The following is a 24,260-nucleotide window of genomic DNA, read 5'->3' as shown; positions in this document are numbered from 1 at the left end:
CGGCCGTGTCCGGACGAGGCGGAGAGCGCGGCGAGCGGGCCGAGCGGCGCGAGCGGCGGGAACCCCCGCCCCCGGGGCTGCTCGTCGTCGACAAGCCCGCGGGGTGGACCTCCCACGACGTCGTCGGGCGGGCGCGCCGGCTGATGGGCACCCGCAGGGTCGGGCACGCGGGCACCCTCGACCCGATGGCCACCGGCGTGCTCGTGCTGGGCATCGAGCGGGCGACGAAGCTGCTCGGCCACCTGGCCCTCGACACCAAGAGCTACCTGGCCACGATCCGCCTCGGTCTCGCGACGACCACCGACGACGCCGAGGGCGAGCCGCTCGGCGCGCCGGCCGACACCGGCGCGCTGACCGACGCGGCCGTCGACGAGGGCGTCGCGGCCCTGACCGGCGAGATCGCCCAGGTCCCGAGCAGCGTGTCGGCGATCAAGGTCGACGGCCGGCGCGCCTACGAGCGCGCGCGGGCGGGCGAGGACGTGGTCCTCGGGGCCCGGCCGGTCACCGTGTCCCGCTTCGACGTGCTCGCGACCCGCACCGAGGGCCCGTTCCGCGACCTCGACGTCCTCGTCGACTGCTCGTCGGGCACCTACGTCCGCGCGCTGGCCCGCGACCTCGGCGCGGGGCTCGGCGTCGGCGGGCACCTGACGGCGCTGCGCCGCACCCGGGTCGGGCCCTTCACGCTCGCCCGGGCGCGGACGCTCGAGGTCCTGGGCGCCGAGCAGGAGGAGCACGGCCGGGCGGGGCTCTCGCTCGACCTCGACGCCGCCGTCGCCGTCGCCTTCCCGCGCCGCGACGCCGACGCCGACGAGGCGGCCGGTCTCGCGCACGGCCGCCCGCTGCCCGCCGGGGGCGCGGCCGGCACGGTCGGCGTGTTCGGGCCCGACGGGCACGTCATCGGGCTGGTCGCCGACGACCGCGGCGCCGCCCGGCCGGTGCTCGTGCTGGCCCCGGCGTGAGCCGCGCCTCCGGGACGGCGGTGATCCACCCACCGACACGGCGTGACCGCGGGGACCGCCCGTAGGCTCGCCGCCGTGCAACGCTGGCGGGGACTCGACGGGGTGCCGTCGGGCTGGGGTCGGTGCGTCGTGACCATCGGCGTGTTCGACGGCGTGCACCGCGGCCACCAGCAGCTGATCGGCCGGGCGATCGCCCACGCGCGCGAGCTCGGCCTGCCCACGGTGCTCATCACCTTCGACCCGCACCCCGCGTCGGTGCTGCGCCCGGGCACGCACCCGGCACGCCTGACGACGCTGACCCGGCGCGCCGAGCTGGTCGCCGAGCTCGGCGTCGACGCGTTCTGGGTGCTGCCGTTCACGCCGGACCTCGCGCGGGTGGCGCCCGACGAGTTCGTCCACGAGCTGCTCGTCGACCGGCTGCACGCGGCGATGGTGGTGGTCGGGCGCAACTTCACGTTCGGTCACAAGGCGGCCGGTGACGTCGCCGAGCTCGTGCGGCTCGGCCAGCGCTTCGGGTTCGCCGCCGAGGGCGTCGACCTCGTCACCGAGCCGATCGGCGCCGCCGCGTCCGGGTCGACGGTGACGTTCTCGTCGACCTACGTGCGCGCCTGCATCAGCGCCGGCGACGTGCGCGCCGCAGCGGAGGCCCTGGGCCGCCCGCACCGCCTCGAGGGCGTCGTCGTGCGCGGCGACCAGCGCGGCCGGGAGCTGGGCTACCCGACGGCCAACGTCGACTGCGGCGAGCACGCCGCGATCCCGGCCGACGGCGTCTACGCCTGCTGGTTCCACCACCAGGGCCGCGTCCTGCCGGCGGCGACGTCGGTCGGCACCAACCCGACCTTCTCCGGGCGGGTCCGCACGGTCGAGGTGTTCGTCCTCGACTCCGACGAGGACCTCTACGGCGCGCGCGTCGGCGTCGACTTCGTCGAGCGGCTGCGCGGCATGGACCGCTTCGACTCGATCGACGAGCTGATCGTCGCCATGGACGGCGACGTGGCCCGCACCCGCGAGGTCCTCGGCATCTAGTCCCCGCGACCTCTCCCGAACGGCCACCACCGCCCGCCGCCGGGTGCCACCATCGCCCGGCCGGGGCGGCACGGGGAGGGGACGGAGGCGGGGTGACGCGCGTGGGCCGATCGGAGCCCGCGGGAGGACGACCGGCCGGGACGGGGGACGACCCCGGAGACCGCGCGGCCGCCCTGCGCCGCAACCGGGAGCTCCAGCGCCGGTTCTACGGCGAGCCGCTGGGCGACCGCCTGCGGCGCCTCCTCGGCGCCCTCGACGTCTCGCAGGCCGCCCTCGCGGCGGCGCTGGGCGTCAGCTCGCCGCAGCTCTCGCAGCTGATGAGCGGGCGGCGCGTCAAGATCGGGACGCCGGCGGTGCTGGGGCGGCTGGTGCTGCTCGAGCAGGCGGTCGCGCGGCTCGGCGGCGGCCGCCCGACCACCCCCGACCGGGCGACCGTGACGCAGCTGCTCGACGAGGTCCGCGCTGCCGAGCCGCGGGCCACGGCGGGGTCGTACGACCTGCTGCGCACCGTCGCCGGCCCCGACGAGCTGGCCCGCGCCGCGGACACCCTCGACGGCGGCTTCCCGTCCCTCGCGGGCCTGCTCCGGCGCGCCGCGACCGGGGACCCGGCGGCCGGGACGACCGACGAGCGGCCCGACCCGGGCCGCTGATCGGGCGACCCGGCCCGTCGGTACACTGGGTACCGATTCGCCTGGCTGCGGTCCGTGGTGGCCGGGCGGCGGGTGGTGCGGCCGTGGTGCCGACCCCCGCGAGCGCGTCGCCCACCGTCAGCGACTCCGTCCTCGGGGCGTGGTGGGTGTCGGCCCTCCGCACGGCACCGACGACAGCAGACAGGAGCACCACCCCCGTGGCACTGACCACCGAGCAGAAGAAGGCGACCCTCTCCGAGTACGGGGTCCACGAGACGGACACCGGGTCGCCCGAGGCGCAGGTCGCGCTGCTGACGCAGCGGATCGTGCGGCTCACCGAGCACCTCAAGATGCACAAGCACGACCACCACTCGCGTCGTGGTCTGCTGCTCCTCGTCGGCCGCCGTCGCCGGCTGCTCAAGTACGTCGCCTCCGTCGACGTGGCCCGCTACCGCTCGCTCATCGAGCGGCTGGGGCTGCGTCGCTGACCTGACGGAGCACCCCTGATCACCGCGTACGCACCGCGCCGACCGGCCACGACGCCGGCCGGCGCGGTGCTGCGCGCACGACCCATGACCGGCCCCGCCGCCATCGCCCACGAACCCGGGACGCCCGCGCGTCGGCCGGTCCTCGGTAGTGGCCCCCGGACACCGCAGTCGGCACCGTCGCCGGCACCGCGTCCGTGGGCTTCGATCGAAGACCGCTCGTCGCGGACCGCGTCGCGGGGAGCCGTGGACGGCTCGCGGTAGGGGCCCTGCAGAGGAGAACCCCCATGACCGAGACCGACTCGGGCGTCCACGAGACCACCGCGGTCCTGGACAACGGTGCCTACGGCACCCGCACCGTCCGCTTCGAGACGGGCCGCCTGGCCCGTCAGGCGGCCGGCGCCGTCGTCGCCTACCTGGACGACGACACGATGCTGCTCTCCGCGACGACCGCCTCGAAGCGGCCGAAGGACAACTTCGACTTCTTCCCGCTGACGGTCGACGTCGAGGAGCGCATGTACGCCGCGGGCCGGATCCCCGGCTCGTTCTTCCGGCGCGAGGGCCGCCCGTCGACCGACGCGATCCTCACCTGCCGGCTCATCGACCGGCCGCTGCGCCCGACCTTCACCGGCGGCCTGCGCAACGAGGTCCAGGTCGTCATCACGGTCCAGAGCCTGGACCCGAAGGACCCCTACGACGTCCTCGCGATCAACGCCGCGTCGGCGTCCACCCAGATCTCGGGCCTGCCGTTCGACGGCCCGATCGGCGCGACCCGCGTGGCGCTGATCAACGGGCAGTGGGTCGCGTTCCCGACCTGGGAGCAGCTCGAGAGCGCCGTGTTCGACATGGTCATCGCCGGTTCGGTGACCTCCGACGGCTCCGACGTCGCGATCGCCATGGTCGAGGCCGAGGCCACCGACCACGCCTGGAAGCTCATCGGTGAGGGCGCGCAGGCGCCGACCGAGGAGATCGTCGCCCAGGGCATGGAGGCGGCCAAGCCGTTCATCCGCACCCTCTGCGAGGCGCAGAAGGAGCTCTACACCGCGACCGGTGTGACGACGAAGGACTACCCGACCTTCCCGGCGTACCAGGACGACGTCTACTCGGCGGTCGAGAGCGCGGTCGGCTCCGACCTCGACGACACCTTCACGATCACCGGCAAGCAGGAGCGCGACCAGGCCCAGGACGCCGTCAAGGACCGCCTCGTCTCCGAGCTCGCCGACAAGTTCGAGGGCCGCGAGAAGGAGATCGGCGAGGCGTTCCGCGCGCTGACCAAGAAGACGGTGCGCCAGCGGATCCTCGCCGACGGCTTCCGCATCGACGGCCGCGGCACCACGGACATCCGTCCGCTGGCCGCCGAGGTCGAGGTCATCCCGCGGGCCCACGGCTCGGCGCTGTTCGAGCGCGGCGAGACCCAGATCCTGGGCGTCACCACGCTGAACATGCTGCGCATGGAGCAGTCGATCGACTCCCTCACGCCGGAGACGACGAAGCGCTACATGCACCACTACAACTTCCCGCCGTTCTCCACCGGCGAGACGGGCCGCGTGGGCTCGCCGAAGCGCCGCGAGATCGGCCACGGCGCGCTGGCCGAGCGGGCGCTCGTGCCCGTCCTGCCGACGCGCGAGGAGTTCCCCTACGCGATCCGCCAGGTCTCCGAGGCGCTGGGCTCCAACGGCTCGACGTCGATGGGCTCGGTCTGCGCCTCGACGATGTCGCTGCTCAACGCCGGCGTGCCGCTCAAGGCGCCGGTCGCGGGCATCGCCATGGGCCTGGTCTCCGGCGAGGTCGACGGCAAGGAGACCTTCGTCGCGCTCACGGACATCCTCGGCGCCGAGGACGCGTTCGGTGACATGGACTTCAAGGTCGCCGGCACCAAGGACTTCGTGACCGCGCTGCAGCTCGACACCAAGCTCGACGGCATCCCGTCGGAGGTGCTCGGCCGGGCGCTGACCCAGGCTCACGGGGCCCGCCTCGCGATCCTCGACGTCATGGCCGAGGCCATCGACGCGCCCGACGAGATGAGCGAGTTCGCGCCGCGCATCACCACGGTGAAGGTGCCGGTCGACAAGATCGGCGAGGTCATCGGCCCGAAGGGCAAGATGATCAACTCGATCACCGAGGAGACCGGCGCCGACATCTCCATCGAGGACGACGGCACGATCTACGTCGGTGCCGCCGACGGGCCGAGCGCCCAGGCCGCGATCGACCGCATCAACGCGATCGCCAACCCGCAGCTGCCGAAGATCGGCGAGCGCTTCCTCGGCACGGTGGTCAAGACCGCCGCGTTCGGCGCGTTCGTCTCGCTGCTGCCGGGCCGTGACGGCCTCGTCCACATCTCGAAGCTGGGCGGCGGCAAGCGCATCGGCAAGGTCGAGGACGTCGTCAACGTCGGCGACAAGCTGCGGGTCGAGATCACCGACATCGACAACCGCGGCAAGATCAGCCTGATCCCGGTCAAGGAGGAGGACACCGCCACCGACGCGGCGCCCGCCTCCGACGCCCCGGCCGACGGCGCCGAGTCGACCCCGGCCGCCCCGACCGGGCCGGCCGCCACCACCGGCGCCGTGACCGGCGCCATCGGGGGTTCGTCGCCGGAGTGACCGGTGCGCAGCCGCGGCGCCGCACGCCGGTGGCACACGCGACGCAGGAGCGTGTGGCGCCGGAACGGCCTGCCGCGGAGACACAGCACCCGGCCCCCGGCGTGGCACGCACGGTGCTGCCCGGGGGCCTGCGGGTGGTCACCGAGCACGTCGCCGGCGCGCGGTCGGCGTCGGTCGGGCTCTGGGTCGAGGTGGGCTCGCGCGACGAGCCCGCCCTCGGCGCCGGCACGCACGGCGCCGCGCACTTCCTCGAGCACCTGCTGTTCAAGGGGACGCGGCGGCGCTCGGCGCGGGCGATCGCGGAGGAGATCGACGCCGTCGGCGGCGACCTCAACGCGTTCACGGGCAAGGAGCACACCTGCTTCTACGCGCACGTGCTCGACCGCGACATGCCGCTCGCGGTCGACGTGCTCGGCGACGTGGTGCTCGACGCCGTGATGGCGGCCGCGGACGTGGAGCTCGAGCGCGACGTCGTGCTCTCGGAGATCGCCGGGCGGGACGAGGACCCCGAGGACCTCCTCGCCGACGACTTCGACGCGCTGCTGTTCGGCGCGCACCCGCTGGGCCTGCCGGTCATCGGCACCGAGGAGACGGTCACGGGCATGACCCGCGACCGGCTCGCGGACTTCCACGACCGCCACTACGGCCCCGCGCGCTCGGTGCTCGCGGTCGCCGGGAACGTGGCCCACGCGGACGTGCTCGCCGCGGTCACCGAGGCCTACGGGTCGCGGCTGGACGGGCCGGCGACGGCGTGGCACCGCGGCGCGCAGACCGCGCCGGGCGCCCCCGCCGACCGCCTGTCCGTGCGCGACGAGGACACCGAGCAGGCCCACCTCATGCTCGGCGTGCCGTCGCTGGCGCGCCCCGACGAGCGGTGGCCGGCGCTGCAGGTGCTCTCCACCGTGCTCGGCGGGGGCATGAGCTCGCGGCTGTTCCAGCAGGTCCGCGAGCAGCGGGGGCTGGCGTACTCGGTGTACTCGTCGACGACGGGCTACGCCGACACCGGCACCCTCGCGGTCTACGTCGGCTGCGCGCCCGAGCGTCTCGGCGCCGCGGCGGCGGTGGTCTCGGGCGAGCTCGGCGACCTCGCCGCGCACGGCATCACCGCCGCCGAGCTCGCCCGCGCGCAGGGCCAGCTGCGCGGGGAGCTCGTGCTGGGCCTGGAGGACACCTCGTCGCGGATGACCCGGCTCGGGCGCCGCGAGCTCGACCACGGCGGCCTGGACCGCGCCACCGACCTCGCCACCACGCTCGAGCGGATCGACGCCGTCGGCGCGGACGACGTGGCCTCGCTGGCGTCCGAGCTGCTCGCCGGGCCCCGCGCCGCCGCCGTCGTCGGTCCCTACGGTGACGTCGACGAGCTGCCGGGCGAGGTGCAGGAGATGATCACGTGATCAAGGTCGGTGTGCTGGGCGCGCAGGGCCGCATGGGTTCCGAGGCGTGCGCCGCCGTCCGCGGCGCCGAGGACCTCGAGCTCGTCGCCCGGGTGGACATGGGCGACGACCGCGAGGTCCTCCGGGCCGCGGACGTCGTCGTCGACTTCACCCACCCGGCGGCGGTCGCGGACAACCTGCGCTGGTGCGTCGACGCCGGCCTGCACGTGGTGGTGGGCACCAGCGGCGTCGGCGAGGACCTCCTCGACGACGTCCGCGGGCGCCTGCAGCCGGGGCAGGCCGTGCTGGTCGTCCCCAACTTCGGGATCGGCGCGGTGCTGATGATGCGCTTCGCGGCGCAGGCGGCGCGCTTCTACGACTCGGTCGAGGTCGTCGAGCTGCACCACCCGCGCAAGGCGGACGCGCCGTCGGGCACCGCGACGCGGACGGCGCAGATGATCGCCGCCGCCCGCGCCGAGGCGGGTCTCGGACCCGGCCCGGACGCGACCACCCACGACCCCGATGGCGCGCGCGGCGCGACGGTCGACGGTATCCCGGTGCACGCCGTGCGGATGGCGGGCCTCGTCGCGCACCAGGAGGTCCTGCTGGGCTCCGAGGGCGAGACGCTGACGATCCGCCACGACTCGCTGCACCGCAGCTCGTTCATGCCCGGCGTGCTGCTGGCGTGCCGCAAGGTCGCCGAGCACCCGGGCCTGACCGTCGGCCTCGACGACCTGCTCGACCTCGACTGAGCGCGCGGGGAGTGCCAGCGTGGCGTCCACGCCGGCGCTGAGCGCCAGGAAAGCCCCCACGTCAGGGCAGGAGCGGCAGGTCCAGGTCGTCGAGGGAGGGCTCGGGGCGGAACTCCAGGTCGAGGTCACCGGCCACCCGGATCTCGCGCAGGGGCCGCCCGCCCGCGTCGAGGGTGCGGACGGTGCCGTCGGGGTCCCAGCCGGCGCGCTCGAAGAAGCGGCGCGAGGCGGCGTCGCGCTCGGGCACCCACGCGATCCCGCGGGTCGCGCCGGCCTCCCGCAGCGCCGCCGCGGCCTCGACGAGCAGCCGCCCGCCGTGCCCCCGCCGCCCCCAGCGGGGCTCGACGAGCAGCGTCGCCACCGCCGCCACCGACGCCGCGTCGTCCGGGACGCTGCCGGCGGCGTCGGCGAGGTCGTCGGGGGAGGCCGGACCGGCGGCGCAGAAGCCGACCAGGGCGTCGCCCTCGGTCGCGACCCACACCGCGCCCGCCGCGATCGGCGCCGCCCAGCCGGCGGCGACCGCGGCCTCGTCGAAGCCCTCCACCGCGCCGGGCGGGAGCAGGTCGGCGTAGGCCGAGGTCCAGACCGTGCGCTGGACGAGCGCTATTGCGGCGGCGTCGTCAGGGGCGGCGAGGCGGACGGAGGCGAGCGCCATGGGCACAGACCCTAGAGACCGACCCCGGAGACCGATCTCAGAGACCACCGTCACCGCACGCGCGGGCACGCCACGGGGTACAGCGCGACAGACCGGAGTGCACGGCAGGGTGGCCGCGACGATCCTCGGACCCACGGGAGGCGACATGACCGCGACCGACGAGATGCTGGCGGCGAACCGCACCTTCGCCGAGGGCTTCGGCGCCGCCGGCCTGCCCGGCCCGCCGTCGCGCGGCGTGGCCGTCGTGGCCTGCATGGACGCCCGCCTCGACGTCTACCGCGTGCTGGGGCTGGGCGACGGCGAGGCGCACGTCATCCGCAACGCGGGCGGGGTGGTGACCGACGACGTCCTGCGCTCGCTGACGGTCAGCCAGCGCAAGCTGCAGACCCGCGAGGTCGTGCTGATCCACCACACGAAGTGCGGCATGGCGACGTTCGCCGACGACGACTTCGTCGCCGAGCTCGAGGCCGACACCGGGCAGAAGCCGGCCTGGAGCCCCGGCGCCTTCCCCGACACCGAGCAGGACGTCCGCGACTCGATCGCCGCCGTGCGGGACTGCCCCTTCCTCGTCCACACCGACGCCGTGCGCGGGTTCGTCTACGACGTCGACGCCGGCACGCTGACCGAGGTGTCGTGACGCCGGGCCGGCCCCTCGACGTCTCCGCCGAGCTCGACGTCCCCCACCGTCCCGACCTCGCGCCCGTCGGTCGCCAGCTCGACGCGCTCGGCCCGGTCGCCGCGCGGTTCCTCGTGCCCGACAACGCGACCGCGCGCGCCGCGGTCGCCGGGCTGGTCGTGGCGGGCGAGGTGCGCCGGCGCGGCCACGAGGTGGTGGCGGTGCTCAACGCCCGCGACCGCAACACCCTGGGCCTGCGCCGCGACCTGCTCGGCCTGCTCGCCCTCGGCGTGCACGAGGTGCTGCTGCTGCGCGGCGACCGCCCCGAGGACGACCGCGAGGACGGCCCGCTGACCGTCGGCGCGATGCTCCGTGAGGCCCGCGCGCTGGCCGCGGAGCACGAGGTCGCGCTGCGGGTCGGGGTGGTCGCGGCGCAGGGCCGGGACCTGCCGGCGTGGAAGCGCGACGCGGACGTCGTCTGGCTGGCCCCGACGTTCTCGGTGCCCGTGGTCGCCGACTGGCGCGAGCGCCACGCCGACCTGGGCCGCCCGGTCCGCGCGGGCGTGCTGGTGCCCACCGGGCCGCGGATGGCGCGCGGGGTCGCGGAGGGCATGGACCTGGAGCTGCCCGATCACCTCGTCGACGCGCTGCGCGACGACGAGACCGCCGGTGTCGACCCGGCCGTCGAGCATGCCCTCGCCCTGCGCGACGCGGGCGTCGACGGCATCCACCTGGTCGCGGTGAGCCGCTACCGCGAGGTCGCGGCGCGGCTGGCCGGGCTCGTCTGAGCGGCCGTCACGAGCAGCTCGGCCTCCGCGCGCAGGCCGTCGGCGAGGACGTCGACGTCGGGTACGAGGCCCGGGTCGACGGTGATCCCGAACGACAGCACGTCGACCATCGACGCGGCGGTGACCCGCAGCGCGTGGTGGAACCCGATCTCGGCGAGCGGCCAGGTCGCGCGCACGCGGCGGTCGAGCACCGCGACCGGCGTCCGCGGCCCGGGCACGTTCGACACGCTGACGGTGAACGCGCGGGCGGTGGCCCGCAGCCGGTCGCAGACGCGGCGCAGCGGCGGGGAGACCTCGGCCAGGCGGTGCAGCAGGTCGTCGAGCCGGGCGGCGTCGCGGGCGTCCTTGCGGGCGGTGGTCAGCTCGTGGACCACCCGCAGGCGCTCGAGGGGGTCGACGACGTGCACCGGCAGCGGCAGGTCGAACGCCGAGTCGCGGTTGGCCTGCGACGGGTCGTCGCGGGGCAGGCTGACCGGGACGCGGACCCGCAGGTCGGTCACGGTGCCCGCGTGGTGGTCGACCCAGCGGCGCAGCCCGCCCGCCAGCACCGCGAGGAACGCGTCGTTGACCGTCGCGCCGGCCGACCGGGCGGCGGCGTGCAGGGCCGCGAGGTCGGTGTCGACGAACGCGACGTCGCGGCGGGTCGAGAGCTCGCCGTCGAACGGTGAGTGCGCCGGGCCGACCGTGAACTCGCGCTCGATGACGCCCATGAGGTGGGCCCGCCGGCGCTCGTGGTCGGCCCGGACGGTCGCGGGCGGGGACGCCGCCGTCCCCGTCGCGGGGCCCGCCGGCTCCTCGTCGTAGAGCACGGTGTGCGACAGCCGCGTCATCGTCGCGCCGTCGGCGAGGGCGTGGTGGACGCGCCAGAGCAGGGCCGTGCCCCCGCCCGCCAGCGGCGCCACGTCGAGCGACCAGAGGGGCCGGGTGCGGTCGAGGTGCTGGGCGAACCGGTGGGCCACCAGCGCGCGCAGGGCGCCCTCGTCGTACGGCCCGTCGGGGGCGTCGACGACGTGGTGGGCGAGGTCGAGCTCGGCGTCGGGCACCCAGACGGGGACGCCGTCGCGCTCGTCGAGGCGGTAGCGCAGCTCGGGCGCCGCGGGCAGGCGGGTGGCGATGTGCGCGCGCAGCTCGCCGGCCGTCACCGGCGTGCCCTCGAGCATCGCCATGTGCAGGACGTGCCCGACCACGGTGGCGCACTCGAGGTCGAGGATCGCGCGGTCCTCGTCGGAGAGCGGCACGCAGGCCGGCTCGGGCATCCCGGGGCCGCTCACAGGTACCCCAGCGTCCGGGCCTGCGCGGTGAGCTCGTCGCGGAAGTGCGGGTGCGCGATCGCGATGAGGCGCGCGGTGCGCTCCGCGATCGAGGCGCCGCGCAGCTCGGCGACCCCGTACTCGGTGACGACGTGGTCGACGATGTTCTTGAAGGTCGTGACCGCGGCGCCGGGCTGCAGCTGCGGGACGATGCGCGACACGGTGTCGTCGTGGGTGGCCGAGTGCAGGACGATGAACGCGGCGCCGTGCTCGGACATGATCGCGCCGCGCGCGAAGTCGGGCTGGCCGCCCGAGGAGGAGAAGTACTGGCTGCCCAGCGACTCCGAGGCGCACTGCCCGAGGAAGTCGACCTCGAGGGTGGCGTTCACCGATCGGATCAGCGGTTCGCGGGCGATGTTCCACGGGTCGTTGGTGTGGTCGACGGGGTGGAACTCGACGCCGGCGTTGTCCGCGACGAAGTCGAAGAGCCGCTGGGTCCCGAGCGCGGCCGTCGTCACGATCTTGCTGCGGTGGGTGGCCTTGCGGGTGCCGGTGACAACCCCGGCCTCGACGAGGTCGACGAAGCCGGTCCCGAAGACCTCGGAGTGCACGCCCAGCTCGCGGTGGTCGTGCAGGCTCGCCAGCACCATGTCGGGCACCGCGCCGATCCCGATCTGCAGCGTCGCCCCGTCGGGGATGCGCTCGGCGACGAGGGCGGCGATCGCCCGGTCCCGGTCGGTCGCGACCGGGGGCGGGAGCTCCGCCATCGCCCGGTCCGCCTCGCACCAGCCGACCACGTCGCTGACGTGGAGCTGGTTGCCGCCGAAGGTGCGCGGCATCTGCGCGTTGACCTCGACGAAGAACGGCACCTCGCCGATGAACGCGGCGGTGTAGGTGGCGTCGGTGCCCAGCGAGAACCAGCCGTGGCGATCCGGCGGCGACACCGAGGCGATGACGAGGTCGGGCCGGACGGAGCGGCGCATCAGCCGCGGCACGTCGCTGAAGTTGTTGGGCACCAGGTCGCAGTGCCCGGCGCGGAACGCCTCGCGCGTCGCGGGGGAGAGGAACCACGAGACGTGCCGCAGCCCCGGGATCTTCCCGTCGATCGACGCCCGCGGGCGCGGCGCGAGCATCTGGTGCAGCCGCACGCCGTCCAGGCGGTCGCCGCCGGCCTCGAGGGCGTCCAGCACCGTCGCGGGATCGCCGTTGGACGAGTTCACGACGATCTGGCTGCCGGACCCGACGTGGTCCAGGACGGCGTCGGCGGGCCGCCGGGCGGCGGCGACCATGTCCGTGATCGAGGGGGCCACGGTCGTGATCCTCCGGCAGGGATCTCGCCCTGACCAGCACGATCGCCGCCCGTGCCCGCCCGGTCACGGGGTGTCCGCCCGGGCCGGGCTCAGGCCGGTCGCGGCAGCGGCAGCGCCGGCGGCTCGTCGTCGGCCAGCCGGGCCTGCCCGGCCGGGTGCTCGACGAGCGCCAGCACCCGCGAGGACATGAACCTCGCGGTGCGCACCGGCGTCCCGCCGCGCGTCACCTCGCTGACCTCCACCACGCCGCGACCGTGCGCGATGTCCACGCGCCGCCCGGCCTTCGTGGCCTCGACCTCCCACGTCCGCGTCGCGCCACCGGCGTCGACGACGATCTCCACACGGTCCCCGACCATGCGTCCTCCTCTGCTCGTTCTTCCAGGTCAACGCCGGTGCGGGCCGGGTGATTCCGCGCACTGTCGGGGGGCTGGGGCAGGATCGGCGACGTGGAGAGGATGTCGGCGGCGCAGGCGCGACGGGCCGCGGTCGCCGCCCAGGGGCTGACGGGTCCGGCGCGGCCCGCGCGGCCGTCGCGGCGCACGCTCGCGGCGGCGGTCGAGCGCCTCGGCCTGCTGCAGCTCGACTCGGTCAACGTCGCCGTCCGGGCCCACTACGCGCCGCTGTACGCCCGGCTCGGCCCCTACGACCGTGAGGTCCTCGACGCGCTCGCCTGGCCCCGGACGCGCGCGGAGGCCCGGCGCCGCACCCTCGTGGAGTACTGGGTGCACGAGGCGAGCCTGCTGCCGGTGGACGACTGGCCGCTGTTCCGCTGGCGCATGCGCGACAACGCCGCGCGCGAGAACCGGTGGCTGGGCAACGCGCTCGACCACCGGCCCGACGTCCTCGACGCCGTCGTGGCGGGCATCGCCGAGCACGGGCCGCTGGAGGCGGGCCAGCTCGCGGAGGTGCTCGGTGATGCGGGCGACCGGCGCGCCCGGGCCCACGGCGGCTGGTGGCAGCGCTCGGACGTCAAGGTGGCCTGCGAGCACCTGTTCGCCACCGGGGTGCTCACCACGGGGACGCGGCGCGGCTTCCGGCGGGCCTACGACCTCGCCGAGCGCGTGCTGCCGCCCGACGTCCTGGCCCGCGACCCGGACCGCGAGGAGGCGATGCGCACGCTCGTCGCGAAGGCCGCGACGGCGCTGGGCGTCGCCACCGAGCCCGACCTGCGCGACTACTTCCGGCTGCCGCCCGCGGAGAGCCAGGCCGCCGTCGCCGCGCTCGTCGACGCCGGCGAGCTCGTGCCGGTGGAGGTCGAGGGCTGGCCCGCGCCGGCCTACCGCCCGCCCGACGCCCGGCTGCCCCGCCGCGTGCGCGGGTCGGCGCTGCTCGCGCCGTTCGACCCGCTGATCTGGTTCCGCGCCCGCACCCTGCGGATCTTCGACTTCCACTACCGCATCGGCATCTACACGCCCGCCGAGAAGCGGACGCACGGCTACTACGTCTTCCCCTTCCTGCTCGACGGACGGCTGGTCGCACGGGTCGACCTCAAGGCCGACCGGGCCGACCGGGCGCTGCGCGTGCCCGAGGCGTTCCTCGAGGACGGCGCCGACCACCCGGGCGAGGCCGCCGTCGCGGACGCCCTCGCCGCCGAGCTCGCGACGATGGCGCGCTGGCTCGACCTCGACGGCGTCGTCGTCGAGGGCGGCGACCTCGCGCCCGCGCTGTCTCAGGCCGTCAAGGCCGGGGGGTGGACGTAGCGCACGCCCGGGGGCAGGTGGCCCGTGCGGGACGTGCGGGCGAGCACGGCCAGCAGGTCCTCGCGGAACGCCTGCGCCGCGCGGGTGGGGGCGACGTCGGTGCGGTGCGCCAGCGAGATCGTGCGGTGGCTCCACGCCCCGCCGTCGAGGCGGGTCGCGCGCAGGGTCGGGTGCCCGGCGAGCACGAGGCTCGGCACGATCGCCACGCCCAGCCCGCGCTCCACCATGCGCAGCAGGGCGTCCATCTCGCCGCCCTCGACGGCGATCCGTGGTGTCACGCCGGCGGCGTCGCAGGCCGCGAGCGTCACCTCGCGCAGCTCGTAGCCCTCGCGGTTGATCACCAGCGGGTGCTCGGCGAGCTCGGCGATGCCGATGTGCCCGCCGAGGTGGGGCCAGGACCGGGCGGCGACGACCACCAGCTCCTCGCGCAGCACCGGGGTGAACGCGAGGTCGCCCACCGTCTCGCCGCGGTCGATGACGAGCGCGAGGTCGAGCTGGCCGCGCTGCAGGTCGGCGACGAGGTCCTGCGAGCCGCCCTCGGCGATCTGCAGGCTGATGCCGGGGTAGCGCCCGTGGAACACCTCGAGGACGTCGGCGACGACGCTGACGCACAGGCTGGGCGTGGCCCCGAGCCGCAGCCGGCCCCGGCGCAGCCCGGCGAGCTCGGCGATCTCCATCCGCGCGGTCTCGGAGTCGGCGACGATGCGCCGGGCGAGGGGCAGGAGCGCCTCACCGGCCGCCGTGGGTGTGACGTTGTCGTGACCGCGCGTGAGCAACGTCTCGCCCAGGTCCTCCTCCAGGCTGCGGATCTGCCTGCTGAGGGTCGGCTGGGCGACACGGCACAACGCCGCTGCCTGCGTGAATCGGCCGGTGTCCACCACAGCGAGGAAGTAGCTGAGCTGTTTGATGGTCATCGCCATAGCTCCACGCTATGGGAAGACCGTGTTGCATGCATTAGCGCTTCCCCATGTGGCGACTTACCGTCTTCACGTGGTCATCACCCCGCAGCGCAACATCGTCTCGAGGACGTGGGGCACCTCGGTCGGCAAGAAGACGGTCATCGCCACGACCGGCGCCGTCTTCCTGCTCTACGTCATCGCCCACATGCTCGGGAACCTCAAGGTCTTCTTCGGCATCGAGTCGTTCGACGCCTACGCGCAGCACCTGCGCGAGATCGGCGAGGCGATCTTCGGGTACGAGGGCGTCCTGTGGATCCTGCGCGTGGTCCTGCTGGCGAGCCTGGTGCTGCACATGTGGGCCGCGTTCTCGCTCTGGTACAAGGCGAAGCGCGCCCGTCCCGTCGGGTACCAGCACCGGCAGCGGTGGGAGGGCAGCTACGCCGCGCGGACGATGCGGTGGGGCGGGGTGATCATCTTCCTGTTCCTGGTCTGGCACATCCTCGACCTGACCACGGGGACGGTGAACCCTCTCGGTGGTGACGAGAGCGCGTACATGAAGCTCGTCGCGAGCTTCGACCGCTGGTACGTGGCCCTCTTCTACGTCCTCGCGGTGGTGGCCCTCGGGTTCCACATCCGGCACGGCCTCTGGTCGGCCATCCAGACCTTCGGCGCGAACAGCGCGCTGAAGCAGAACGCGCTCAAGACCTTTGCCTTCGTCGTGGCAGCGGCCATCACGATCGGGTTCGCGATCGTCCCGCTGTCCGTGATGTTCGGTCTGGTGAGGTGACCATGTCTGAACTGCAGCAGGAGCCGACGGCCGTCCAGGGCGAGGGCCGCTACGTGCTCGGCGACCCGATCGGGGACACCCGCGCCCCGGACAGCCCCATCGCCGACCGGTGGAGCGACCGCAAGTTCTCCGCGCGCCTGGTCAACCCGGCCAACCGCCGCAAGATGAGCGTCATCGTGGTGGGCACCGGTCTCGCCGGCGCCGCGGCCGCCGCCACCCTCGGCGAGGCCGGCTACAACGTGAAGTCGTTCTGCTACCAGGACAGCCCGCGGCGCGCGCACTCCATCGCCGCCCAGGGCGGGATCAACGCCGCGAAGAACTACCGCTACGACGGCGACTCGATCCACCGCCTCTTCTACGACACGGTCAAGGGCGGCGACTTCCGCTCGCGCGAGTCGAACGTGCACCGCCTGGCCGAGGTCAGCCTCAACATCATCGACCAATGCGTCGCCCAGGGCGTCCCGTTCGCCCGCGAGTACTCGGGCCTGCTCGACACACGGTCCTTCGGCGGCACGCAGGTGTCCCGCACCTTCTACGCGCGCGGTCAGACGGGCCAGCAGCTGCTGCTGGGCGCCTACCAGGCGCTCGAGCGCCAGGTCCACGCCGGCACGGTCGAGGTCCACCCGCGCACCGAGATGCTCGACCTCATCGTCGTGGACGGGAAGGCGCGCGGGATCGTCACGCGCAACCTGTTCACCGGCCAGCTCGACACGCACCTCGCCGACGTCGTCATCCTCTGTTCGGGCGGCTACGGCAACGTCTACTACCTGTCGACGAACGCCAAGGGCTCGAACGTCACGGCGGCCTGGCGGGCGCACAAGCGGGGCGCGCTGTTCGCGAACCCCTGCTACACGCAGATCCACCCGACCTGCATCCCGGTCTCCGGCGAGTACCAGTCGAAGCTGACCCTGATGTCGGAGTCGCTGCGCAACGACGGCCGGGTGTGGGTGCCCAAGGAGTGCGGCGACGACCGCGACCCCAACGACATCCCCGAGGACGAGCGCGACTACTACCTCGAGCGCCAGTACCCGGCGTTCGGCAACCTGGTCCCGCGCGACATCGCCTCGCGCGCCGCGAAGAACATGTGCGACGCGGAGCACGGCGTCGGCCCCAGCGGGCTCGGCGTGTACCTGGACTTCAAGGACGCCATCGAGCGTCTCGGCCGGTCGGCCGTCGAGGCCAAGTACGGCAACCTCTTCGAGATGTACGAGCGCATCACCGGCGACGACCCGTACGAGACGCCGATGCGCATCTACCCGGCGATCCACTACACGATGGGCGGGCTGTGGGTCGACTACGACCTGCGCTCGACCATCCCGGGCCTGTTCGTGGGCGGCGAGGCCAACTTCTCCGACCACGGCGCCAACCGCCTCGGCGCGTCGGCGCTGATGCAGGGCCTGTCCGACGGGTACTTCGTGCTCCCGACGACGGTGGCCGACTACCTCGCCGACGCCCCGTTCGACGAGGTCCCGCAGGACCACCCGGCCGTGCAGGAGGCCGTCGACGCGACCCGCGCGCGCATCGACAAGCTGCTCTCGGCCAACGGCCATCGCACCGTCGACTCGTTCCACCGCGAGCTGGGCCAGCTCGTCTGGGACCAGTGCGGCATGGCCCGCAGCAAGGAGGGCCTGGAGAAGGCCCTCGACCGCATCCCCTCGCTGCGCGAGGAGTTCTGGCGGGACGTGAAGATCGTCGGCACCGGCGACGGCTTCAACCAGTCGCTGGAGAAGGCCGGCCGGGTCGCCGACTTCATGGAGCTCGCCGAGCTCATGTGCATCGACGCCCTGCACCGCGAGGAGTCCTGCGGCGGCCACTTCCGCGTCGAGTCCCAGACCGAGGACGGCGAGGCCCAGCGCGACGACGAGAACTTCTCGTACGTCGCGGCCTGGGAGTACGCCGGCGACAACCAGCGCCCGGTGCTGCACAAGGAGGACCTCGAGTTCTCCTACGTGCACCCGACCCAGCGCAGCTACAAGTAGCTGCTCCGACCACGGAGTCACCACGTGAAGCTCACCCTGCGCATCTGGCGGCAGGCCTCGCCCGAGGCCAAGGGCAAGATGCAGTCCTACGTGCTCGACGACGTCGAGCCCGACATGTCGTTCCTCGAGATGCTCGACGTGCTCAACGAGAAGCTCGTCATCGACGGCAAGGACCCGGTGTCGTTCGACCACGACTGCCGCGAGGGCATCTGCGGCTCGTGCGGCATGGTCATCAACGGCAACGCGCACGGCCCGCAGCAGTACACGACGACGTGCCAGCTCCACATGCGGCACTTCGACGACGGCGACACGATCGACATCGAGCCGTGGCGGGCCCGGGCCTTCCCGGTGGTCAAGGACCTGGTGGTCGACCGCAGCGCGTTCGACGAGATCATCAAGTCGGGCGGCTACATCTCGGTCAACACCGGCTCGGCGCCCGAGGCGCACGCGATCCCGGTGGACAAGGTGTCGGCGGACGACGCGTTCGACGCCGCCACCTGCATCGGCTGCGGCGCGTGCGTCGCGGCCTGCCCGAACGGCAGCTCGATGCTGTTCACGGCCGCGAAGGTCACCCACCTCGGGCTGCTCCCGCAGGGCCAGCCCGAGCGCCAGACCCGCGCGATCAACATGCTCGCCAAGCAGGACGAGCTGGACTTCGGCGGCTGCACCAACGTGGGCGCCTGCCACGAGGTGTGCCCCAAGGGCATCCCGCTGGCCTCGATCGCGCAGCTCAACCACGACGTCCTCGGCGCCACCCTCACCGGGGCGCGCTCGGACTAGGCACGTCGTGATCTGAGCGGGCCGCGCCGTCAGGAGGGCGCGGTGAGCGCCGGCCGCGGGCGGGCGGTGGCGACGGTGACGTCGCCGGCCCCGGTGCGGGCGCGGACCCGCAGCGGGGCGCCGGCCGGGGCGTCGCTCCGACCGGCGTCCGCGGTGTCGGACGCCGGCCGCTCGTCCCGCACCGGCAGGTCGCTGCGCACGCGCCCGACCGTGGCGTGGAGCTCGACCTGGGCGTCGACGCCCGGGTGCACGCCGACCCAGAGCGAGCCCACGCCGGTGCCGAGCTCGAGGTCACCGGCCAGGGCGTCGGCGACCCGGACGTCACCCGCCGCGGCCCGGACCGCGACGTCGGCGTGCACGTCGCCGAGCCGGACGCGCCCGGCGCCGGTGGTGATCTCGGCGGGCGCGAGGACGTGCTCGATCCGCACGCCGCCCGCGCCGCCGGTCATGCGCAGGGGCCCGGCGAGGCGGGCGATGCGCACCTCGCCGGCGCCGCAGCGCAGGTCGACCCGCCCGGCGACCTCGTCGAGGCGGACCTCGCCCGTCCCGTGCACCGACACCTCGTCGGCGCGGCCCTCGACCACGACCCGCGCGGCGCCGGCGCGCAGGCGCAGGCCCGAGTCGCGCGGCGCCCGCACGGTGACCGCGAGCGGGACACCGCGCAGCGCCCAGTCCTGCGGGCCGCGGACGACGAGGCGGCGGGCGCCGGCGTCCCAGTCGAGCGTGGTGGCGGCGACGGCGGCCGCGGCGCGCTCCTCCGGGGTGGTCGGCGAGCGGTCGACGCCGAGGAAGCCGAGCAGGCCCGAGAGCCCCCGCATCCAGCCGGGCGGGGCGTCGGGGTCGGCCTCGACCCGCAGCCGCACGGTGTCCTCGCCGGCCGGCTGGGGGTCCAGGTGCACGCGGACGGTGCCGGCGTCGAGCGCGACGTCCAGGGTCACCGGCTCGGTGCCGGCGCCGGTGACCTCGCGCGCCGGGGCGCTCATCCCCGCACCCACCCGGACACGTCGTCGCCGCCGTCGTCGCGACGGTCGGTGCCGCTGGTCGAGCCGGTCGGCCCGGTGTCGCCCGTGGGCCCCGCGGGCCCCGTGGGCGAGGACGGCGGAGTGGGCGGGGTCGGGGGAGCGTCGCTCCCGGTCGACCCGGTCGACCCGGTCGACCCGGTCGAGCCGGTCGACCCGGTGTCCCCGGGCCGGCCCTGCTCCCAGCCCTTGCGCCAGTTCTCGTCCCAGCTCTGGTCGCGGCCGCTCTCGTCACCGGACGACCGCCCGCTGTCCCAGCCCGCGTCCCACCGGCCGAACGGCCCGCCGCGGCCGCCGTACTGGCCCTTGAGGGCGCCCTGCACGGCCTGACCGATCCAGGAGTTCAGCGACATCCCCTGCGCGGCGGCGGCCTTCTCGGCCTGGCCCTTGATCTGGTCGACCAGGCGCAGCGTCATCCGCGAGATGTCGCCGACGTCCGGGCCGCCGGGGCCGCCGAAGCCGGCGCCCCCGAAGCCGGGGCCGGGCGGGGGCGGCGGGGTGTGGCGACCCGGGCCGCCGGGGCCACCGCCGGGCGTGCCCGCGAAGGGCGACGACGAGGGGCCGGCGAAGAAGCCGTCCTGGTCCGAGGCGTCGCGGTCGACGACGACCTCGACCTGGCGGCCGGAGAGGCGCAGCGAGACGGTGCGGTCGCCGAGCTTCTCCGAGACCTCGCCGGCGAGGTCGGACAGGGCGTCCATGAGCGCCAGGCGGACGGCGGGCTCGAGGGCGGCGGCGAGCGAGGAGCCCGCCCGGGTCGTGGCGTCGTCGCCGACCGCGGCGGCCGCGGCGAGGTCGTCGCGGAGGGAGGCGACGTACGGTGTCAGGTCCATGACACCATTGTGACACCACGACCTCCTGATCGCCACCACCGTGGTGTCACCATGCTGTCGGCGAACACCGGCGAGGGCGGCGAGCACCGTCGGGGGCGACTTGTACCGTGGGCCCGTGCCGGAGACCGTGCAGCCCGAGGTCACGCTGATCGCGAAGACCGAGTTCTTCGCGCCGCCCGGGGTCCCGTGGGAGACCGACGCCGACGGCGGGCAGGCGCTCGCCGAGTTCGCGGGGCGGGCCTGCTACCAGTCGTGGAGCAAGCCGAACCCGGCGACGGCGACGAACGCGGGCTACCTGCGGCACATCCTCGAGGTCGGCCACCTCTCGGTGCTCGAGCACGGGACGGTGAGCTTCTACCTCACGGGGATGTCGCGCAGCCTCACCCACGAGCTGATCCGCCACCGGCACTTCTCGTACTCGCAGCTCTCCCAGCGCTACGTCCCGGAGACCGACGCGGCGATGGTCGAGCCGGAGGTCATCGCCGAGGACCCCGAGCTGCACCGCCAGTTCCTCGAGGCCGCCGAGGCCGCGCGCGAGGCCTACGAGAAGCTCCTGGTGGGCCTCGAGGAGCGCTTCGCCGACGAGCCGAACCGCACGCTGCGCCGCAAGCAGGCCCGCCAGGCCGCGCGCGCGGTGCTGCCCAACGCCACCGAGACCCGCATCGTCGTCACCGGGAACTACCGGGCCTGGCGCCACTTCATCGCGATGCGCGCGAGCGAGCACGCCGACGTCGAGATCCGCGACCTGGCGATCACCTGCCTCAAGGTGCTGCAGGCCGAGGTGCCGAACGTCTTCGCCGACTTCGAGATCCGCTGCCTGCCCAGCGGCTCCGAGGTCGCGAGCAGCCCGTTCGTCGCCGAGGGCTAGAGCGGCCCGGCGACGGAACGGGTAGGGAGTGACCATGAGTGCCGCCCAGATCGCCGACGCCGAGCGCCGCGATCTCGCCGACCTGTTCCTGCGGCTCGGCCCCGACGAGCCCACGCTGTGCGGGGGCTGGACCACGCGTGACCTGCTCGCGCACCTGATCACCCGCGAGCGGCGCCCCGACGCGGCGCCCGGCATCCTCATCCCGCCGCTCGCGAGCTGGACCGAGCACGTGCAGGCCTCGATCGCGCGCGGCGACTTCGGCGAGCTGGTGGGCACGCTGCGCTCCGGCCCGCCGTTCTGGAGCCCGCTGGCGCTGCCGCCGCTGCGCGCCGTCGACGTCCAGGAGTTCTTCGTCCACCACGAGGACGTCCGCCGCGCCCAGGCCGGCTGGTCGCCGCGCCCGCCGGACGAGGCCCGCGACCGCCAGCTGTGGCGCATGGTCGGCCTGCTCGGGCGCCTGAGCTACCGCTCCAGCCCGGTGGCCGTGACGCTGCGCCGCCCCGACGGCGAGGAGCACGCCGTGCGCTCGGGGCCGCGCACGGTCATCCTGACCGGTGAGCCCGGCGAGCTGCTGCTGCACGCGGCCGGCCGCGACGAGTGCGTCGTCCACCCCGAGGGTGAGCCCGCCGACGTCGCCACCGTCATGGCCCTCGACCGGGGCCTGTGAGGGCCCCGCACACCCGTCCGTACCAGGAGGACCCGATCACCGCCCGTCTCCCGCGTCCCCTCCCGGGGAGCGCCCGATGAGCCGTTCCACCGCCCGCCGGCCCGAGCCGAACCAGCAGGGCCAGCAGAACCAGCAGGCCCAGCAGGGCCGGCAGAACCAGCAGCACGACCCCGCGAGCCACGACTGCGCGCGGGGATCCGGCGTGCCGACCCAGTCGGTCCCGGGCTCCGAGGGCGCCCCGCCGCCGACCCCGGACGGCGCTCTGCGCGTCGTCGCCCTCGGGGGCATCGGCGAGATCGGGCGCAACATGACCGTGCTCGAGTACGACGGCCGCCTGCTGATCGTCGACTGCGGCGTGCTCTTCCCGTCCGAGGACTCGCCCGGCGTCGACCTGATCCTGCCCGACTTCCGGGCCGTGGAGGACCGCCTCGACGACGTCGACGCGCTGGTGCTCACCCACGGGCACGAGGACCACATCGGCGCCGTGCCGTTCCTGCTGCGCCAGCGCCCCGACCTGCTCGTCGTCGGGTCGCGCTTCACGCTCGCGCTGGTCGCGGCCAAGTGCCGGGAGCACCAGCTCACCCCGCACCTGCTCGAGGTCCGCGAGGGCGAGCGCAACCACCACGGGACGTTCGACTGCGAGTTCTTCGCGGTCAACCACTCGATCCCCGACGCGCTGGCCGTCGCCGTCCGCACGCCGGGCGGCACGGTGCTGCACACCGGCGACATCAAGCTCGACCAGCTGCCCCTCGACGGGCGGCTCACCGACCTCGCCGGCTTCTCCCGCCTCGGCGACGAGGGCGTCGACCTGCTGCTCGTCGACTCGACCAACGCCGAGGTCCCCGGCTTCGTCACCCCGGAGCGCGACATCGCCCCGGTGATCGACGACGTGTTCCGGAAGGCACCGAGCCGACTCATCGTCGCCTGCTTCGCGAGCCACGTGCACCGCGTCCAGCAGATCCTCGACTCCGCCACCCAGCACGGACGGAAGGTCTGCTTCACCGGGCGCTCGATGGTCCGCAACATGGGCATCGCCAGCGACCTCGGCCTGCTGCGCGTGCCCGAGGGGCTGCTCGTCGACCTCGACGTCGCGCTGGCGATGCCCGAGAAGGACGTCGTGCTGGTCTCGACGGGCTCGCAGGGCGAGCCGCTCTCGGCGCTCGGCCGGATGGCGCGCGGCGACCACCGCCAGATCACGATCATGCCCGGCGACACGGTCGTCCTGCTCTCGAGCCTCATCCCCGGCAACGAGACCGCGGTGTTCGCCGTCATCAACGGCCTGACCCGCCTCGGGGCCGAGGTCGTGCACTCCGGCGTCGCCCGCGTCCACGTGTCCGGGCACGCGTCGGCCGGCGAGCTGCTGTTCCTCTACAACGCCCTGCGCCCGCGCAACGTCATGCCGGTCCACGGCGAGTGGCGCCACCTGCGCGCCAACGCCGAGATCGCGCGCCGCACCGGCGTCGAGAACGTCGTCATCGCCGAGGACGGCGTCGTCGTCGACCTCGTCGACGGGCGCGCGGCGATCAGCGGGCGGGTCGAGGTCGGCCACGTCTACGTCGACGGCAACCAGGTCGGCGACGTCGGCGAGTCGACGCTGTCGGACCGGCTGGTGCTCGGCGAGGGCGGCTTCATCGCGATCACCGTCGCCGTCGAGGCCGCGACCGGGCGGGCGGTCGCCCCGCCGCGCATCTCCGGACGCGGGTTCTCCGACGATCCCAAGGCGCTCGAGGACGTCGTCTCGCTGGTCGAGATGGAGCTCTCGCGCACCGAGGCCGAGGGCATCACCGACACCCACCGCATCGCCCAGGCGGTGCGCCGCGTCGTCGGGCGCTGGGTGGGCGAGACCTACCGGCGCCGGCCGATGATCGTCCCGACGGTGCTGCCCGTCTAGCGTCGCCGGATCGTCTTGTCCAGGTGGGCGCGCACGGGCGCCCACAGGTCGGGGAGCACCATGTCGACCTGGTCGTGGAGGTACCAGGCGGCGCGGACGCTCTCCGGGATCCCCTCGGGGTCGACGGGGTGCACCGGGCTCGCGGCGACGTAGATGGTGACGATGCCGTCGTGGTTGAAGCGCCCGAGCTGGCGCCCGGCGCGGACCTCCACGCCGGTCTCCTCGAGGCAGCCGCGGGCCGCGGTCGCTCCGGGCGACTCCTTGTCCTGGGGGCGCCCGCCGGGCAGCACCGCCGGCGGGACCTCCCCGGGCCGGTGGACGAGCAGGAGGCGGCCCGGGGGCGCCGTCACCACGGCCAGCACGAGGTGCACCTGCCGACTCACGCGTCCTCCCC

24 protein-coding genes are annotated in these 24,260 nt (G+C 74.5%); 16 read left to right on the top strand and 8 right to left on the bottom strand.

Features of this window, described 5'->3' with window-relative positions; genetic code table 11:
• Positions 1-5 precede the first annotated feature (5 nt).
• The 7 genes from truB to dapB all read left to right on the top strand — a co-directional run bounded on the left by truB (position 6) and on the right by dapB (position 7,827).
• Positions 6-959 (top strand): tRNA pseudouridine(55) synthase TruB, encoded by a 954-nt coding sequence (truB, locus tag PH190_RS04315; protein ID WP_274230260.1) that lies wholly within the window; start codon positions 6-8, stop codon positions 957-959.
• A gap of 75 nt (positions 960-1,034) precedes the next feature.
• Positions 1,035-1,985, top strand: coding sequence for a bifunctional riboflavin kinase/FAD synthetase (locus PH190_RS04310; protein ID WP_274230259.1), 951 nt, complete (start codon positions 1,035-1,037; stop codon positions 1,983-1,985).
• A gap of 101 nt (positions 1,986-2,086) precedes the next feature.
• On the top strand, positions 2,087-2,635 hold the full coding sequence (locus tag PH190_RS04305; protein ID WP_274230258.1) for a transcriptional regulator: 549 nt from the start codon (positions 2,087-2,089) through the stop codon (positions 2,633-2,635).
• Positions 2,636-2,832: 197 nt separating this feature from the next.
• Positions 2,833-3,102 (top strand): 30S ribosomal protein S15, encoded by a 270-nt coding sequence (rpsO, locus tag PH190_RS04300; protein ID WP_274198811.1) that lies wholly within the window; start codon positions 2,833-2,835, stop codon positions 3,100-3,102.
• Between the two features lie 284 nt (positions 3,103-3,386).
• Positions 3,387-5,702, top strand: coding sequence for a polyribonucleotide nucleotidyltransferase (locus PH190_RS04295; RefSeq protein WP_274230257.1), 2,316 nt, complete (start codon positions 3,387-3,389; stop codon positions 5,700-5,702).
• A 101-nt stretch (positions 5,703-5,803) separates the two neighbouring features.
• Positions 5,804-7,096 (top strand): M16 family metallopeptidase, encoded by a 1,293-nt coding sequence (locus tag PH190_RS04290; RefSeq protein ID WP_274230256.1) that lies wholly within the window; start codon positions 5,804-5,806, stop codon positions 7,094-7,096.
• Positions 7,093-7,827, top strand: a complete 735-nt coding sequence (gene dapB / locus PH190_RS04285; protein WP_274230255.1) for a 4-hydroxy-tetrahydrodipicolinate reductase — start codon at positions 7,093-7,095, stop codon at positions 7,825-7,827. Before PH190_RS04290 ends, dapB begins: the two co-directional genes overlap by 4 nt.
• Before the next feature lie 61 nt (positions 7,828-7,888).
• Here dapB and PH190_RS04280 read toward each other — a convergent pair whose 3' ends face one another.
• Positions 7,889-8,482 (bottom strand): GNAT family N-acetyltransferase, encoded by a 594-nt coding sequence (locus PH190_RS04280; protein WP_274230254.1) that lies wholly within the window; start codon positions 8,480-8,482, stop codon positions 7,889-7,891.
• 145 nt (positions 8,483-8,627) lie between these two features.
• Between PH190_RS04280 and PH190_RS04275 the strand changes: the two genes are divergently transcribed.
• Together PH190_RS04275 and PH190_RS04270 are read left to right on the top strand one after the other, a co-directional pair.
• On the top strand, positions 8,628-9,119 hold the full coding sequence (locus tag PH190_RS04275) for a beta-class carbonic anhydrase (RefSeq protein WP_274230253.1): 492 nt from the start codon (positions 8,628-8,630) through the stop codon (positions 9,117-9,119).
• Complete coding sequence (locus PH190_RS04270; protein ID WP_274230252.1) at positions 9,116-9,886, top strand: hypothetical protein; 771 nt, start codon at positions 9,116-9,118, stop codon at positions 9,884-9,886. Before PH190_RS04275 ends, PH190_RS04270 begins: the two co-directional genes overlap by 4 nt.
• On the opposite strand, the gene PH190_RS04265 is transcribed toward PH190_RS04270, so the two are convergent.
• From PH190_RS04265 to PH190_RS04255, 3 genes are all read right to left on the bottom strand, one after another.
• Entirely contained in the window at positions 9,847-11,157 is a 1,311-nt protein-coding gene (locus PH190_RS04265) for a wax ester/triacylglycerol synthase domain-containing protein (protein ID WP_274230251.1), read from the bottom strand. The two genes, PH190_RS04270 and PH190_RS04265, sit on opposite strands and share 40 nt — an antisense overlap.
• Positions 11,154-12,446: an acetyl-CoA hydrolase/transferase family protein gene (locus PH190_RS04260; protein ID WP_274230250.1), complete on the bottom strand. Its 1,293-nt coding sequence runs from the start codon at positions 12,444-12,446 to the stop codon at positions 11,154-11,156. The genes PH190_RS04265 and PH190_RS04260 overlap by 4 nt, the downstream gene beginning before the upstream one ends.
• Positions 12,447-12,535: 89 nt before the next feature.
• Positions 12,536-12,802 (bottom strand): hypothetical protein, encoded by a 267-nt coding sequence (locus tag PH190_RS04255; protein WP_274230249.1) that lies wholly within the window; start codon positions 12,800-12,802, stop codon positions 12,536-12,538.
• A gap of 99 nt (positions 12,803-12,901) precedes the next feature.
• Between PH190_RS04255 and PH190_RS04250 the strand changes: the two genes are divergently transcribed.
• Positions 12,902-14,146: a winged helix-turn-helix domain-containing protein gene (locus tag PH190_RS04250; RefSeq protein ID WP_274230458.1), complete on the top strand. Its 1,245-nt coding sequence runs from the start codon at positions 12,902-12,904 to the stop codon at positions 14,144-14,146.
• Here the strand turns inward: PH190_RS04250 and PH190_RS04245 are convergent.
• Positions 14,116-15,060, bottom strand: a complete 945-nt coding sequence (locus tag PH190_RS04245) for a LysR family transcriptional regulator (RefSeq protein WP_274230248.1) — start codon at positions 15,058-15,060, stop codon at positions 14,116-14,118. The genes PH190_RS04250 and PH190_RS04245 overlap by 31 nt on opposite strands.
• Before the next feature lie 76 nt (positions 15,061-15,136).
• Here PH190_RS04245 and PH190_RS04240 point away from each other — a divergent pair, with 76 nt between their 5' ends.
• From PH190_RS04240 to PH190_RS04230, 3 genes are read left to right on the top strand one after another with little or no spacing between them, the layout of a single operon-like run.
• On the top strand, positions 15,137-15,832 hold the full coding sequence (locus tag PH190_RS04240) for a succinate dehydrogenase cytochrome b subunit (RefSeq protein ID WP_274230247.1): 696 nt from the start codon (positions 15,137-15,139) through the stop codon (positions 15,830-15,832).
• A gap of 2 nt (positions 15,833-15,834) precedes the next feature.
• Positions 15,835-17,811: a fumarate reductase/succinate dehydrogenase flavoprotein subunit gene (locus tag PH190_RS04235; protein WP_274230246.1), complete on the top strand. Its 1,977-nt coding sequence runs from the start codon at positions 15,835-15,837 to the stop codon at positions 17,809-17,811.
• 24 nt (positions 17,812-17,835) lie between these two features.
• Entirely contained in the window at positions 17,836-18,591 is a 756-nt protein-coding gene (locus PH190_RS04230) for a succinate dehydrogenase/fumarate reductase iron-sulfur subunit (protein ID WP_274230245.1), read from the top strand.
• 29 nt (positions 18,592-18,620) lie between these two features.
• Here the strand turns inward: PH190_RS04230 and PH190_RS04225 are convergent, their stop codons facing one another.
• Positions 18,621-19,574 carry a DUF4097 family beta strand repeat-containing protein gene (locus PH190_RS04225; protein ID WP_274230244.1) on the bottom strand — a complete coding sequence of 318 codons (954 nt, stop codon included), beginning with the start codon at positions 19,572-19,574 and terminating at the stop codon, positions 18,621-18,623.
• Positions 19,571-20,440, bottom strand: coding sequence for a hypothetical protein (locus PH190_RS04220; protein ID WP_274230243.1), 870 nt, complete (start codon positions 20,438-20,440; stop codon positions 19,571-19,573). Before PH190_RS04220 ends, PH190_RS04225 begins: the two co-directional genes overlap by 4 nt.
• Positions 20,441-20,555: 115 nt before the next feature.
• Here PH190_RS04220 and thyX point away from each other — a divergent pair, with 115 nt between their 5' ends.
• From thyX to PH190_RS04205, 3 genes are all read left to right on the top strand, one after another.
• Positions 20,556-21,308, top strand: coding sequence for an FAD-dependent thymidylate synthase (gene thyX / locus PH190_RS04215; RefSeq protein ID WP_274230242.1), 753 nt, complete (start codon positions 20,556-20,558; stop codon positions 21,306-21,308).
• 34 nt (positions 21,309-21,342) lie between these two features.
• A complete protein-coding gene (locus PH190_RS04210; protein ID WP_274230241.1) occupies positions 21,343-21,975 on the top strand; it encodes a TIGR03085 family metal-binding protein in 633 nt (210 codons plus the stop codon).
• A gap of 76 nt (positions 21,976-22,051) precedes the next feature.
• Complete coding sequence (locus PH190_RS04205; protein ID WP_274230240.1) at positions 22,052-23,866, top strand: ribonuclease J; 1,815 nt, start codon at positions 22,052-22,054, stop codon at positions 23,864-23,866.
• On the opposite strand, the gene PH190_RS04200 is transcribed toward PH190_RS04205, so the two are convergent.
• Positions 23,863-24,249, bottom strand: coding sequence for an NUDIX hydrolase (locus tag PH190_RS04200; protein ID WP_274230239.1), 387 nt, complete (start codon positions 24,247-24,249; stop codon positions 23,863-23,865). The genes PH190_RS04205 and PH190_RS04200 overlap by 4 nt on opposite strands.
• Positions 24,250-24,260: the final 11 nt, after the last annotated feature.

This window comes from Actinomycetospora straminea (assembly GCF_028737255.1).
In the GTDB taxonomy this organism is placed as follows: domain Bacteria; phylum Actinomycetota; class Actinomycetes; order Mycobacteriales; family Pseudonocardiaceae; genus Actinomycetospora; species Actinomycetospora straminea.
This window is presented reverse-complemented; position numbering and strand designations above follow the sequence as displayed.

Excerpts from the sequence above, each read along its gene's own strand:
- PH190_RS04225 (WP_274230244.1), bottom strand. The coding sequence starts at position 19,574 with ATGAGCGCCCCGGCGCGCGAGGTCACCGGCGCCGGCACCGAGCCGGTG.
- PH190_RS04250 (WP_274230458.1), top strand. The coding sequence starts at position 12,902 with ATGTCGGCGGCGCAGGCGCGACGGGCCGCGGTCGCCGCCCAGGGGCTG.
- PH190_RS04205 (WP_274230240.1), top strand. The coding sequence starts at position 22,052 with ATGAGCCGTTCCACCGCCCGCCGGCCCGAGCCGAACCAGCAGGGCCAG.
- PH190_RS04280 (WP_274230254.1), bottom strand. The coding sequence starts at position 8,482 with ATGGCGCTCGCCTCCGTCCGCCTCGCCGCCCCTGACGACGCCGCCGCA.
- PH190_RS04245 (WP_274230248.1), bottom strand. The coding sequence starts at position 15,060 with ATGACCATCAAACAGCTCAGCTACTTCCTCGCTGTGGTGGACACCGGC.
- PH190_RS04275 (WP_274230253.1), top strand. The coding sequence starts at position 8,628 with ATGACCGCGACCGACGAGATGCTGGCGGCGAACCGCACCTTCGCCGAG.
- PH190_RS04220 (WP_274230243.1), bottom strand. The coding sequence starts at position 20,440 with ATGGACCTGACACCGTACGTCGCCTCCCTCCGCGACGACCTCGCCGCG.
- PH190_RS04235 (WP_274230246.1), top strand. The coding sequence starts at position 15,835 with ATGTCTGAACTGCAGCAGGAGCCGACGGCCGTCCAGGGCGAGGGCCGC.
- PH190_RS04295 (WP_274230257.1), top strand. The coding sequence starts at position 3,387 with ATGACCGAGACCGACTCGGGCGTCCACGAGACCACCGCGGTCCTGGAC.
- PH190_RS04255 (WP_274230249.1), bottom strand. The coding sequence starts at position 12,802 with ATGGTCGGGGACCGTGTGGAGATCGTCGTCGACGCCGGTGGCGCGACG.
- PH190_RS04210 (WP_274230241.1), top strand. The coding sequence starts at position 21,343 with ATGAGTGCCGCCCAGATCGCCGACGCCGAGCGCCGCGATCTCGCCGAC.